This window comes from Bacillus sp. RC51, from assembly GCF_044908115.1.
Classification (GTDB): Bacteria; Bacillota; Bacilli; order Bacillales; family Bacillaceae_G; genus Bacillus_A; species Bacillus_A mycoides.
This window is the reverse complement of record NZ_JBIYCW010000002.1, coordinates 349,933-363,730: the sequence shown is the minus strand read 5'-3', so window position 1 is coordinate 363,730 and position 13,798 is coordinate 349,933. Positions and strand designations below refer to the sequence as shown.

Below are 13,798 nucleotides of genomic sequence, written 5' to 3'. Positions count from 1 at the left end.
AGGAGGGTATAACAATGAGCGGAATTATAGCGACGTATTTAATCCATGATGATTCACATAACTTAGAAAAAAGGGCCGAGCAAATTGCACTCGGTTTAACAATTGGCTCTTGGACTCATTTGCCACACTTATTGCAAGAGCAACTAAAACAGCATAAAGGTAACGTCATCCATGTTGAGGAATTAGCTGAACAAGAACATACCAATTTGTATTTACGTAAAAAAGTAAAGCGCGGGATTATTAAAATCGAATATCCGTTATTAAACTTCAGTCCAGATTTACCAGCGATTTTAACAACTACATTCGGAAAGCTATCACTTGATGGCGAAGTGAAATTAATTGACTTAACATTTTCAGACGACTTAAAACAGTATTTCCCTGGTCCAAAATTCGGGATAGATGGTATTCGAAATCTTTTACAAGTGCATGATCGTCCCCTTTTAATGAGTATTTTTAAAGGCATGATTGGACGAAATATTGGGTATTTGAAAACGCAATTACGCGATCAAGCAAGTGGTGGTGTAGATATAGTAAAAGATGATGAAATATTATTTGAGAATACATTAACACCACTTACGAAACGCATTGTATCTGGAAAAGAAGTTTTACAATCAGTATATGAAACATACGGACATAAAACGTTATATGCCGTAAATTTAACAGGACGAACTTTTGATTTAAAAGAAAATGCGAAACGCGCAGTGCAAGCTGGGGCTGATATTCTATTATTCAACGTATTTGCTTACGGACTAGATGTACTACAATCACTTGCAGAAGATGATGAAATCCCAGTTCCCATTATGGCACATCCTGCTGTAAGTGGTGCTTATTCCGCATCGAAGTTATATGGAATCTCGTCTCCATTATTACTTGGAAAGCTACTTCGCTATGCTGGGGCTGACTTTTCATTATTCCCATCTCCATACGGAAGTGTTGCGTTAGAAAAAGAAGAAGCTCTCAACATTTCAAAACATTTAACTGAAGACGATGCATTTTTCAAGAAAAGTTTTGTTGTTCCATCTGCTGGTATTCACCCTGGTTTCGTTCCCTTTATTCTACGAGATTTTGGCAAAGATGTTGTTATTAATGCTGGCGGCGGGATACACGGACATCCGAATGGCGCGCAGGGCGGCGGTAAAGCTTTCCGTACTGCAATTGATGCTACTTTACAAAATAAACCACTCCATGAGGTAGATGAAGTGAATTTACATAGCGCATTACAAATATGGGGAAATCCCTCACATGAGGTGAAATTATGAGTATTCAAGTGTTTTGTGATTTCGATGGCACGATTACAAATAATGATAACATTATGTCCATTATGGAAAAGTTCGCACCACCAGAAGCAGAGGAAATAAAGCAAAAAATTTTATCGCAAGAACTTTCTATTCAAGAAGGTGTTTCTCAATTATTTCGATTAATACCTATTAATCTACACGATGATATTATTCAGTTTTTACAAGAAACTGCTGAAATCCGTACAGGTTTTCATGAATTCATACAATTTATTAATGAAAATAACATTTCCTTTTACGTTATATCAGGTGGAATGGATTTCTTCGTCTATCCACTCTTACAAGGAATCATTCCAAAAGAGCAAATTTACTGTAATGCAACTGACTTTTCAGGAGAATTTGTTGAAGTTAAATGGCCGCATCCTTGTGACGAGCAATGTCAGCATAGTTGCGGTCTCTGTAAATCATCATTAATTCGTAAACTAAGCTCTAAAGATGATTTTCATATTGTGATAGGAGATTCCATTACTGACTTACAAGCAGCAAAACAAGCAGATAAAGTATTCGCCCGTGACTTCCTTATTACAAAATGTGAAGAAAATCATATTGCTTATACATCCTTTAACACATTTCACGATATTCAAGTCGAATTACAACATTTGTTGGAGGTGAAATCATGAAACAACTTTTTCGTCAATGGTATGACTTAAGTGAAATAAAAAAAGAATTAACAACTCGGAATTGGTTTCCAGCAACGAGTGGAAATATTTCTATAAAAGTCAGTCATGATCCACTTACTTTTCTTATTACAGCAAGTGGTAAAGATAAAACAAAAACTACTCCAGATGATTTTCTATTAGTAGATCATCTAGGGGTTCCCGTATTAGAGACTGAATTACGCCCTTCAGCAGAAACAATATTGCATACACATATTTATAACATTACGAATGCCGGGTGTGTACTTCATGTTCATACAACTGATAATAATGTCATCACAAATTTATATAGTGATGCAGTCACCCTTCAAAATCAAGAAATTATTAAAGCTCTCGATATTTGGGAAGAAGGTGCAACGATTAACATTCCTATTATAGAAAATGATGCCCATATCCCAACGCTTGGAGAAAACTTCCGAAAGCATATACAAGGAGATTCGGGAGCAGTATTAATCCGTAACCATGGTATTACCGTATGGGGCCGAGATAGCTTTGATGCAAAGAAAAGATTAGAAGCTTATGAGTTTTTATTCCAATTTCATATAAAACTATTATCAATTCAAGGAGGCGTTTCTAATGACGCAAATTCGTATTCATGAAGTAAATACTCGTATCGAAAATGAAGTGGAAGTATCTAAATTTCTACAAGAGGAAGGCGTTTTATATGAGAAATGGAACATCTCTAAGCTTCCTACTCATTTAAATGAAAATTATTCGTTAGCAGATGAAAACAAGGCTGAAATATTAGCTGTGTTTTCAAAAGAAATCGCTGATGTTTCAGCGCGCCGAGGTTATAAAGCTCATGATGTAATTTCACTTTCAAATGGCACACCTAACCTTGACGAATTATTAATTAATTTCCAAAAAGAACACCATCATACTGACGATGAAGTTCGCTTTATTGTCAGCGGTCATGGCATCTTCGCTATTGAAGGAAAAGATGGTCGATTCTTTGACGTTGAACTTGAGCCTGGTGATCTTATATCTGTACCTGAAAATGCAAGACATTATTTTACCTTACAAGATGATCGCCAAGTTGTAGCTATTCGTATTTTTGTTACAACAGAAGGTTGGGTTCCAATTTATTAAGGTAGCTAGTTGAATAAAAGATTGGAACCCCTTTTCCAATCTTTTATTCACTCTACATATATACATCCTCCTATGGAACAGGCTTATTTCATAACATTGAAGTAAGCCTGATTTTTTATTTATTAAAATAATTTGTCCCTTTCGTTTATTCAAATCAAATATCTCAAATCACGCTTCCATTTTATCAAGTATATTTCGGAACACTTTTTGAACATTTATTGAACTTTTTTTGAATTTTTTCTGAAAATTCCGTTTTGTGTATGATATACTACAACTAATAAGAAGGAAAAGAATATTGCAAGCAGAGGGGGATAATCATGAGTTTACTTATCGCACTTATACTAGGGGTTTCATGCGGAGCTATTCCTGTCATTTTAGGAGCTATTATGGAAGAATTAGAAGTTGGTGTTTTAGGTTTTGTCGCATCTTGTGTAAGCGCTTTATTTTTCGGTTTGTACGGTGCTATTCCTATTTCTATCCTGTGCGCATTTTATATAGTACGCCATGCTCGTGCGAAACAGTTTGGTCCTAATCACATTGCACAAGTTATTCCATTCCCAATTGAACGATGCCGCCGAGCTTCCAGCCTATAAATTATCCAACTTAAATATTATGCCTGCCTAAATAAATAAAAAGTCCTCAAATGAGGACTTTTTATTTATTTTCTTCTAGAAATTGAAACAATTCTTGCAAATGAAGTGCATCTTCACTGTAGCTAACGGATACATGACATGTCCCTTCAATCTCAGCATGCATATAAAGGACAATTCCATCCCGATCATATTTCAATGCCAAATAAAACTCCATTTCCTCTAACATCTTTTTCGAGCTTCGGATAACATAATGCCCTTTCTCATCTCTTCCATATTCAAAATCTGGTCCAAAATCGTATTTTTGTTTAAAAGCTTCTTTTTGCTTATCATTAATCTGTACACAAGTTGCTCGCTGCACAGCATCAATCATCTCGTCAAACTTTTGGAGATCCATTCCATTTACCCCCTTATATACTTTTTGTATAATACTTGTGTTCCGCTATTCTCTTTTCCATCTGCGATTAGCTCTTCATACAATTCCTTCGCTAGGGTTAAACCCGGTACTGGTAATTGTAATTTTTCAGCTTCATCTAAAGCAATCTTCATATCTTTCATAAAATGCTTTACATAAAAGCCAGGTTCAAAATCTCCTTTTAACATTCGAGGAGCTAAATTACTTAATGACCAGCTACCTGCTGCTCCTGTCGAAATACTCTCTAATACTTTATCTGCATTAAGTCCAGCCTTTTTCGCATATGCTACCGCTTCACATACTCCTATCATGTTAGAAGCAATTGCTATTTGATTGCACATTTTTGTATGTTGTCCACTCCCAGCAGGGCCTTGCAACTGAATATTTGTTCCTAGTTTTTCAAATAGAGGTAAGCAAATATCATATATTCTGTGCTCTCCACCAACCATAATTGCTAGTCTTGCTTCTTTAGCCCCAATGTCCCCGCCAGATACTGGTGCATCTAATGTATATATATTCTTGCTTTTCGCAACTTCATTAATACGTTTTGCCAATGTTGGTGTAGATGTTGTAAAGTCAATTGCTATCGTACCTTCATTTGCATGTTCTAAAATTCCATCTACCCCAAAGTACACTTCTTCTACATCATGAGGATAACCAACCATCGTCATAACAACATCAACTTGCTTTACTAACGCTTTCGGTGTATCACACCAAGTCGCACCCTCTTGCACTAAAGAATCCGCTTTTTCTTTCGTTCTATTATATACATATACTTTATAACCACTTTGCATTAAATGGTTAACCATACTTTTTCCCATTACACCAATACCAATGAAACCTATTGATAAATTTTTATTTTCCATCTTCTCATCCCCTTTGTTCTAATAAATCATTTACCATCTTTCGGAACTCTTTATTAAAATCATCATCCATACTATTTTTCACATTTGAAAATAAAATAACAAAAGTTCCTTTTTCTTTATTAAAATTATTGAAAGTGTTCCAACCAGATAGTACACCATGGTTATGGAAATAATCTGGATATATGTAAAAGCTAAATGCATATTTTCTTTCTTGTGAAGGTGTAAACATCGCTTGTATACTTTGTTCAGAAAGAAGCTTTCCATTTATAATCGCTTCATCTAATTTTTTCATATCCCCTACTGTCGTATACATCTCACCCGATCCATATAACCAGTCCATTCCTAATTTTTGTGCTGGTACAAGATCTTGGTCTTTCTTCACATAACCCTTCGTGAAGTTTTTATCTCCAGGCACCATATTTCCCATACCTGATTCATGCATCTCGGCCTTTGTAAATATATTTTCTTTTACATAGTCTCCTAAAGGCTTTTTCGTTATATTTTCTATAATATAAGCGAGCACCATATAATTATAATCCGTATACTTCCAACCTGTTCCTGGTGGAAACTCTAATTTTTGACTTCCAATCCAAGTTACTAAATTTATACGTGAAGCTACATTAACCTTCCCTTTCCCATTTTCCGGTAAACCAGATGTATGCGTTAATAAGTGATATAACGTGATGTGTTTATCTGCTGGAAATGAAGGAATGTATTTATTTACATTATCTTGGATATTTAACTTCCCTTGTTCTTGTAACTGTAGAATGGATGTAGCAACAACTGTTTTCGTAATAGAACCGATACGATATTTTGTTTGAGGCGTATTTTCTATTTTATTTTGAACATCAGCATATCCATATCCTTTATTCAATATAACATGCTCTTTATCTGTCACCAAAACTGTCCCATTAAATTGCTTTCCTACTAAATACTGATCTAACTTTTGAGATATACTAGCATAATCAATTTTTTGTACTTCTTCTATATTATCCTGTACCTCTGACTCAATAGCAGGAGTTACCTTTGTTGTTAATACTGCTTGTTCCTTTGAATCGGGACTATAGAGAAAATAGTATACTCCGCCGCAAACTACAGCAGACAGTGAAGCCATAACCATTATTTTTTTTATCATATTGTTCCTCCGTAATTACTTCATGTGAACTACCCACCACTTAGTCTCTCTTGCGAGCTTACTTGAAGTGGGAGCTTATCGGTTAAGATGGTCCCACATATTCTATTATCAAGTAATAAAAAAAAATCGCAACAATTTGTTGCGAAAAATCACATTTTTTCTTTTCTATATATACATACTTGATTTTTCCCATTTTTTTTCGCTTCATATAACGCAATATCCGCTCTTTGCATTAACTCTTCTCTTGTAATCCCTTGCTCATATAACGCAACTCCAAAACTCGCTGTTAATTTCGAAATTCCAGAGAAATGCTTTGTTTCAATGAAAAATCGCAATGATTCCGCAACTTGAAACGCTTCTTTTTCTACCGTATTTGTCACTAATATTATAAATTCCTCTCCTCCCCATCTTGCAAATACATGTTGATCTTCAACTTTAGATTTCATAAGATCTGCAAATTGTACTAATGCTAAATCGCCAAAATCATGACCATATGTGTCATTTACTGATTTAAAATTATCTATATCAAACAAAATAAGTGCTAATTTTTCATCGTTACGTATTGCATTGTCCCACTCTACCTCTAGTATTTGTTGGAACTTCAAACGATTATAAACCTCTGTCAATGAATCTATCATAGCAAGTCTTTCTTGCTCTTGATAGATTTCGTCTAATTCTGTAATCTCTGTGCATTTTACTATAAATCGCGATAAATCTTCTGGTAATGGTGTCGCACGTAATAGAAAAGTAAATGCTTCTCCTTCATAATTGTACATTTTAATTCTTCTTCCATTTGATAAAGTATCATCCAGCCATGTTATATCGTGAGTCGTCGAATAATATCCGTTCTCTCTAATAAGATGTTCTGCAAACACTAAATGTTGTTCACGATACGTAAATAAATTATCATGTCCGAAGAATTGTAAAAAATTCGTATTACAATCAACAATCTCATCATCTTCTACTATAAATAATAAATCATTTTGAAAATCAAACATCGTTTGAAGCAATTCTTGTTGTAAACCTACTTGCCGCACTAAAGTAAGTTGATATAAACTCTTATTCACTTCCTCTAGTACCACTTGTGGAGTTACTGGTGCTATAACAATATTACGTATTCCTAACAGTAGTAAATCTGCAAACTCATTGTTTATCTGTTGATCCCAAATGATAATGAATGTACTCCGTGAATCATATATATTCTTTATATATTTTATTTGAGCAAAATCTGTTACATACATAATTACAATATGTGGTCTAGTTCTATGAAACAATATTTCTCCTTCTTCAAAACTATTTGCTATAAACATACATTTTGGATGGACGTTTTCTATCGTTTGTTGATGTGTACATCCATCTTCTATATAAAGGACATTCAACTGAAGATCTTGTAATACATTTTGGAAAACAGTATTCTCTAATAAAAAATGTAGTATGTTCATCACTAGTCTTCACTCACTTCATATATCTTGTTCTACTGAATTCCTCACAATCATTTTATAAAGAATTATGAGGAACTCATATTAACAAGCTAATTGAGAATGTTATCTTCGCTTATCTGCTCTGGAAATTCCTTTTTTAGTGTATGATTATATGAATTGTATCGTTTGTATGAATGCCCTGCCTTACTATTTAAAACTTGACAATTAAAATAAAGGTATTATATTCTTAAATTCAATAACTTACAAAATGTAAGTAGAGTATATTACATTTATTTTATATTAAGTTGATATGTAATTTGGAGGATATATAATGACAAACAATGACTTTTTTAACGTTTTATATGAACGCACATCTACACGTGCATTCAACCCTGAAAAAGAAATTTCATCTACAGAGTTACATGAAATTTTAAAAGCAGCTGCGCAAGCACCTTCTGCTTGGAACTTGCAACACTGGAAATTCCTTGTTTTCCAAGGCGAAGATGTACAAAAACGATTACACCCAATTGCCTATAACCAACAACAAATTCTTGATGCTTCTGCCGTAGTCGCTATTTTAGGTGATTTAGAAGCTTACAAAAATGTTGAACCTGTTTACGGTCCAATTGTAGAACAAGGATTTATGAATGAAGAAGCAAAAGAGCGCTTAGCTAAAAACATTGAATCTGCATATACTCGGGAGCAATACCCACGAGATGCTGCCTTTTCAAATGCTGCTTTAGCAGCAATGCAACTTATGCTTGCTGCTAAAGCAACTGGCTGGGATACTTGCGCTATTGGTGGCTTCAACCCACAAGCATTAATGGAAGAATTCAATGTTTCATCTCGTTACGTACCAATTATGCTTATTACAATTGGTGAATCAACTTTAAAAGGTCACCCTGCACCGCGCATGAGCGTAGAACAAGTGAGTGAATGGGCAAAATAATAAAAAAACGAAGGTAATTTCATTACCTTCGTTTTTTTATATTCTGTCACACATCCGTAATATTACAATGCATTATGCGACATCTATACATAGAAAAATCGTAATTTTCATGCTATCCCCATAAACAAATATGACGTTTTGTGTCGAAATTTGTTAAAGTATCGGAATATAACCGTGTATTTTTGTTACAATTGTGATACAATGATAACAAATAGATAACAAGAGAGGGATTTTCATTGAGTTCATACGGAAGCTTTATCGCACTTTTAAGTTACATAGTAACTGTACTACTGCTATATTTTATTGGCGATGCTGCAAACATATCAGTGTTACAATTCCCTAAAGAAGAAGCGTTACAATTAGAAGCAGAAAAACATACTGCACGATCCATTGCACCACTACTCTTAGCTCTTCCTGTATATATCATCGTTTTATATAAAAGTAAAAAAGTGTAAAGGCTACCTATTTCATTCATTTCGGTGGTCTTTACATTTTTTTGTGACATTTCCCCTATTTTAAACATCATTCCTTACTAAATACCCATCTAGTCATTTAAAATGAGAAAATCCCCTAGAAAAATTTCCATTATCTGTCCAGTCACCGACTGCCGAACTTACATAGATTATAAGTGTGAAGGGGGTGATGAGGATTATGTTTGGATCATTTGGATGCTGTGATAACTTTAGAGAATGTCATCATCGTGAAAGAGAGTGTGACCATCGCGACCATCGCGAGAAAGAGAGAGAAGAAGTTAGACCACACCGACCTGCTGTATGTAACGTACTTGCTACTATTTCAGTTGGAACAGAAATTTCTCTTTTAAGCATTAGAGGCCATCAATCATTCCGCAATGTAATTTTTGAAGGATTCTGTAACGGTGTTGCTCTTTTCTCTGCTTTAGCTCGTAATAATAACGACAAAGATAATAATAATAAAGACGATAAGAACAATCAAAATCAAAATACTTTTACTGGCATTTTACGTGTATGCCCGACTGATATTATCGCAGTCGCTATCTAATTCTGTTCTTTATCCTCTATAGTAACAAAATAAGATTTACTTTTCTTATAGAAAAAACCTGAGATCGATTTCGAATCGACTCAGGTTTTTTTAGTATTATATGCTTTTAACTAATTCAACAACTTCTTCAGCAGTTGACATTGTTAATGCTTTTTCTGCTAATGTTTCCATTTCTGCTTTTGACAACTTACTTAGTTGTGTTCTTGCAGGAAGAATAGATGTTGCACTCATACTGAACTCATCTAAACCTAAGCCTAATAATAATGGGATAGCAAGTGAATCTCCCGCCATCTCACCACACATACCAGCCCATTTGCCTTCTTTATGAGCAGCATCGATAACCATTTTTACAAGACGTAAAATAGATGGGTTATATGGTTGGTATAAGTAAGCTACACGTTCGTTCATACGGTCTGCAGCCATTGTGTATTGGATTAAGTCATTTGTTCCGATAGAGAAGAAATCAACTTCTTTTGCGAACTGATCTGCTAATACCGCTGAAGCTGGAATTTCAACCATCATACCAACTTCAATAGAATCAGAAACAGTTGTACCCGCTTGAACAAGTCTTTCTTTCTCTTCTAATAAGATTGCTTTCGCTTGACGGAACTCATCAAGAGTTGCAATCATTGGGAACATAATTTTCAAGTTACCGTATACGCTAGCACGAAGTAATGCACGAAGTTGTGTACGGAACACATCTTGCTCATCAAGACATAAGCGAATTGCACGGTATCCTAAGAATGGGTTCATTTCTTTTGGTAAATGTAAGTATGGAAGCTCTTTATCTCCACCGATGTCAAGTGTACGAACAACGACCGGTTGATCTTCTTTTACACCTTCAAGAACTGCTTTATACGCTTCGAACTGCTCTTCTTCTGTTGGAAGATTGTCACGGCCCATGTATAAGAATTCTGTACGGTATAAACCAACGCCTTCTCCGCCATTATCGATAATACCTTGTACATCATTTGGTGTTCCGATATTAGCAACAAGCTCAACGTGATGTCCATCACTTGTTACAGTTGCTTGGTCTTTTAATTTTGCCCATACGACTTTTTGCTCTTCAAATTTCGCTTTCTTTTCTTCAAAAGAACGAAGAGTTTCTTCAGATGGGTTTACAATTACTTCTCCATCTAAACCGTCAATGATTACGATATCGCCGTTTTGGATTTTCTCCATAACAACTTTCGTACCAACAACAGCTGGAATTTCCATAGAACGAGCCATAATTGCAGAGTGAGATGTACGTCCACCGATATCAGTTGTGAAACCTTTTGCATACTTACGGTTTAACTGAGCTGTATCAGATGGTGTTAAATCTTCAGCAATGATGATTACTTCTTCAGAAATTGTACCAGGGTTTGAGAAGTTAATTCCTAGTAAATGTGCAAGAACACGTTTTGTTACGTCGCGAATATCCGCAGCACGTTCTTTCATATATTCGTTATCCATGTTTTCAAACATAGAAATAAACATTGATGCAACTTCATCCATTGCAAATTCAGCATTTACTTTTTCGCCATTTACTTTATCTTTTACTGGATTCACTAATTCTGGATCATTTAATACTAATAAATGTGCTTCAAAGATAGCAGCTTTATCAGCACCTAGCTCAGCAAAAGCATGGTCCTTAATAGCTTCTAGTTCAGATTTTGCTTTCTCAAGCGCAGCGTCTAAGCGTGCAATTTCAGCAGCTTCGTCTGTAATTGATTTCTTTTCAATGTTAAATTCAGGATTCTCAAGTCTGAAAGCCTTTGCAATAGCAATCCCACTTGATGCAGCGATCCCTTGAATGTTAAGAGTCATTATTCTCCTAATCCTTCGTTTTTCATAGTTTCTTCGATAGCTGCTAGTGCTTGAGCTGCATCATCACCATTTGCAGTGACCTTAATTTCCGCGCCTTGTTGAATTCCTAAAGACATAACACCCATGATTGATTTTAAGTTAACGTTTTTTCCGTTATACTCTAAGTTAATGTCAGAACCAAATTTGCTTGCAGTGTTTACAAGTAGAGTTGCTGGACGAGCATGAATTCCTGAGTCGCTAGTTACTTTAAAGATTTTTTCCATGATAATTTATCTCCTTCAAATACAGTATTTTTTTAGTTGTATAGACGTGAGTACTACATCATCTATTGTATATAATAGGCGATGTTCGGTCAACCACATCGCCTATTATAATTATAAACATTTTGCGTCAAATTCCTACTGAATGTCAATAATAGCGTTTTCGCCCTTCTTAACATTTCCGTCTTTTTTCAATTCGACTTGTTGCCCTTGTTGTAAATTCGTAAAGACGATTGGTGTAATAATAGATGGTGCATTTTCTTTTACAAATGCAAGATCTACTTTTAATAATGGTTGTCCTTGTTTCACTTTATCACCTTGTGCTACAAGCGCTTCAAAGCCTTCACCATTTAATTTTACAGTATCAATACCGAAGTGGATTAAAATTTCTTTTCCGCCTTCAGACTGAATACCAATCGCATGTTTTGTAGGGAATACATTTACAATCTCACCATTAACCGGAGAAACTACTGTTCCTTCTGTTGGCTCAATCGCAAATCCATCTCCCATCATTTTCCCTGAGAATACTTGGTCAGGTACTTCTGTAATCGGTAAGATTTTCCCTTCAATTGGTGAAACGATTGTTTCATTTTCATCAACCTGTTGAGGAGCTTCTTCCACTTTTACAGGCGCTTCTTTTTCAACATGAGGTGTACGACCTGACATAATATCATGAATTTGTGATTTTAATGTGTCAGATTTCGGTCCGAAAATAGCTTGAATGTTATTTCCAACTTCAAGTACACCGGCTGCTCCAAGCTCTTTTAAGCGGTCTTTATTTACATTTTTTTGTTCGTTAACTTGAACGCGTAAACGAGTAATACAAGCATCTAACGAAGCAATGTTTTCTTTACCACCAAGTGCTACTAATACTTCACGTGGAAGTTCTCCTGCTTCTGTTTTCCCTGCGCCTTCATTAGCATTCGCTACTTCACGACCAGGTGTTTTTAAGTTCCATTTACGGATTGCGAAACGGAATCCGAAGTAGTAAATCACTGCTAGTACAAGACCAACAATAATTACCCACCACCATGCCGTACGACCTGGTAGTACACCGAATAATATGAAGTCAATTAAACCACCAGAGAATGTCATACCAATTTTAACACCTAAAATTTGCATTGTCATAAATGATAGACCAGCGAATACTGCATGAATTCCGAATAATACTGGTGCTACGAATAAGAATGAAAATTCAAGTGGTTCTGTAATACCTGTTAAGAAAGATGTTAATGCAGCAGATCCTAAAATACCAGCTGCTAATTTTTTATTTTCCGGACGTGCTTCATGGTACATTGCTAAAGCTGCTGCTGGAAGACCGAACATCATGAACGGATACTTACCAGTTGTAAATGTACCTGCTGTTAATTCTACGCCGTCTTTTAACTGTGCCATAAAGATTTTTTGGTCACCACGGATTAATTCGCCAGCTGCATTTGTATACTGACCGAATTCGAACCAGAACGGTGAATAGAAAATATGATGTAATCCAAATGGAATTAATGAACGTTCGATTAAACCGAATATAAATGCTGCTATCGTTCTATTTGCATCAATCATTTGATGTGAGAACGTATTTAAGCCACCCTGAATGTATGGCCAAATGAAGCACATGATAATACCTACCACTAAAGAGAATGTTGCAGTTGCGATTGGTACGAAACGCTTACCTGCAAAGAAACCTAAGTATGATGGTAATTCAATGTTGAAGTATTTATTATAACAATATGCCGCTACTATCCCGACGATAATACCACCAAACACTCCTGTTTGCAGCGTTGGAATTCCTAATACGTTTGCATATGCTGGATCTGAAAATCCAATTTTTACTGGGTCTGTTCCAGTGCTTGTTACTTTCACTAGTTTATCTACTTCTAAGAACACACTCATCGTTTTGTTCATAATTAAGTATCCGACGAACGCTGCTAAACCAGCTACTCCGTCTCCACCAGCTAAACCGATCGCTACCCCAACTGCGAATAATAGCGCAAGGTTAGCGAAAATAATATCGCCAGATTGTTCCATAATTTTTGCAACCATTACGAACCAATCTGCTTTTAAAGCAGGGATAACATTTGTTAGTTGTGGATTTTGAAATGCATTACCAAATCCAAGTAAAATACCTGCTGCCGGTAAAATCGCTACTGGAAGCATAAGCGCTTTTCCGACTTTTTGAAGAACACCAAAGATCTTCTTAAACATGGAAACCCTTCCTCTCTTATCTATATTGATACTTTTCGACAAACGCCAAAAAGGCATGAGGAAAAAAAAGATAGAACGATAGCTATACAAA

The 13,798-nt window shown here is 35.5% G+C and carries 15 protein-coding genes; 8 read left to right on the top strand and 7 right to left on the bottom strand.

Features of this window, described 5'->3' with window-relative positions:
• Positions 1–14: 14 nt before the first annotated feature.
• From mtnW to ABH959_RS06680, 5 genes are all read left to right on the top strand, one after another.
• Positions 15–1,259 carry a 2,3-diketo-5-methylthiopentyl-1-phosphate enolase gene (mtnW, locus tag ABH959_RS06700; protein ID WP_044442769.1) on the top strand — a complete coding sequence of 415 codons (1,245 nt, stop codon included), beginning with the start codon at positions 15–17 and terminating at the stop codon, positions 1,257–1,259.
• Positions 1,256–1,915 (top strand): 2-hydroxy-3-keto-5-methylthiopentenyl-1-phosphate phosphatase, encoded by a 660-nt coding sequence (locus ABH959_RS06695; protein WP_044442768.1) that lies wholly within the window; start codon positions 1,256–1,258, stop codon positions 1,913–1,915. Before mtnW ends, ABH959_RS06695 begins: the two co-directional genes overlap by 4 nt.
• Complete coding sequence (locus tag ABH959_RS06690; protein WP_404492399.1) at positions 1,912–2,550, top strand: methylthioribulose 1-phosphate dehydratase; 639 nt, start codon at positions 1,912–1,914, stop codon at positions 2,548–2,550. The genes ABH959_RS06695 and ABH959_RS06690 overlap by 4 nt, the downstream gene beginning before the upstream one ends.
• A complete protein-coding gene (locus ABH959_RS06685) occupies positions 2,528–3,040 on the top strand; it encodes a 1,2-dihydroxy-3-keto-5-methylthiopentene dioxygenase (protein WP_404492398.1) in 513 nt (170 codons plus the stop codon). Before ABH959_RS06690 ends, ABH959_RS06685 begins: the two co-directional genes overlap by 23 nt.
• 317 nt (positions 3,041–3,357) lie before the next feature.
• The gene (locus tag ABH959_RS06680) at positions 3,358–3,633 is read left to right on the top strand and encodes a hypothetical protein (protein WP_002165122.1); all 276 of its coding nucleotides are present in this window, start codon (positions 3,358–3,360) and stop codon (positions 3,631–3,633) included.
• Between the two features lie 61 nt (positions 3,634–3,694).
• Here ABH959_RS06680 and ABH959_RS06675 read toward each other — a convergent pair whose 3' ends face one another.
• The 4 genes from ABH959_RS06675 to ABH959_RS06660 form a co-directional block, all read right to left on the bottom strand.
• On the bottom strand, positions 3,695–4,027 hold the full coding sequence (locus tag ABH959_RS06675) for a DUF3909 family protein (protein ID WP_002014892.1): 333 nt from the start codon (positions 4,025–4,027) through the stop codon (positions 3,695–3,697).
• A 5-nt stretch (positions 4,028–4,032) separates the two neighbouring features.
• Positions 4,033–4,911: an NAD(P)-dependent oxidoreductase gene (locus tag ABH959_RS06670; protein WP_404492397.1), complete on the bottom strand. Its 879-nt coding sequence runs from the start codon at positions 4,909–4,911 to the stop codon at positions 4,033–4,035.
• 4 nt (positions 4,912–4,915) lie between these two features.
• Positions 4,916–6,046: a serine hydrolase domain-containing protein gene (locus ABH959_RS06665; RefSeq protein WP_219303469.1), complete on the bottom strand. Its 1,131-nt coding sequence runs from the start codon at positions 6,044–6,046 to the stop codon at positions 4,916–4,918.
• 149 nt (positions 6,047–6,195) lie between these two features.
• On the bottom strand, positions 6,196–7,488 hold the full coding sequence (locus ABH959_RS06660; RefSeq protein WP_404492396.1) for a GGDEF domain-containing protein: 1,293 nt from the start codon (positions 7,486–7,488) through the stop codon (positions 6,196–6,198).
• Between the two features lie 310 nt (positions 7,489–7,798).
• Between ABH959_RS06660 and ABH959_RS06655 the strand changes: the two genes are divergently transcribed.
• The 3 genes from ABH959_RS06655 to ABH959_RS06645 all read left to right on the top strand — a co-directional run bounded on the left by ABH959_RS06655 (position 7,799) and on the right by ABH959_RS06645 (position 9,436).
• A complete protein-coding gene (locus ABH959_RS06655) occupies positions 7,799–8,416 on the top strand; it encodes a nitroreductase family protein (protein WP_002192616.1) in 618 nt (205 codons plus the stop codon).
• Positions 8,417–8,652: 236 nt separating this feature from the next.
• Positions 8,653–8,871: a hypothetical protein gene (locus ABH959_RS06650; RefSeq protein ID WP_002088422.1), complete on the top strand. Its 219-nt coding sequence runs from the start codon at positions 8,653–8,655 to the stop codon at positions 8,869–8,871.
• Positions 8,872–9,067: 196 nt separating this feature from the next.
• The gene (locus tag ABH959_RS06645) at positions 9,068–9,436 is read left to right on the top strand and encodes a DUF3915 domain-containing protein (protein ID WP_404492395.1); all 369 of its coding nucleotides are present in this window, start codon (positions 9,068–9,070) and stop codon (positions 9,434–9,436) included.
• Between the two features lie 96 nt (positions 9,437–9,532).
• Here the strand turns inward: ABH959_RS06645 and ptsP are convergent, their stop codons facing one another.
• From ptsP to ptsG, 3 genes are all read right to left on the bottom strand, one after another.
• Complete coding sequence (ptsP, locus tag ABH959_RS06640; RefSeq protein ID WP_002066976.1) at positions 9,533–11,245, bottom strand: phosphoenolpyruvate--protein phosphotransferase; 1,713 nt, start codon at positions 11,243–11,245, stop codon at positions 9,533–9,535.
• Positions 11,245–11,508 carry a phosphocarrier protein HPr gene (gene ptsH, locus ABH959_RS06635; protein WP_002033915.1) on the bottom strand — a complete coding sequence of 88 codons (264 nt, stop codon included), beginning with the start codon at positions 11,506–11,508 and terminating at the stop codon, positions 11,245–11,247. Before ptsH ends, ptsP begins: the two co-directional genes overlap by 1 nt.
• A 135-nt stretch (positions 11,509–11,643) precedes the next feature.
• Entirely contained in the window at positions 11,644–13,707 is a 2,064-nt protein-coding gene (ptsG, locus tag ABH959_RS06630) for a PTS glucose transporter subunit IIABC (RefSeq protein WP_002014901.1), read from the bottom strand.
• Between the last annotated feature and the right edge of the window lie 91 nt (positions 13,708–13,798).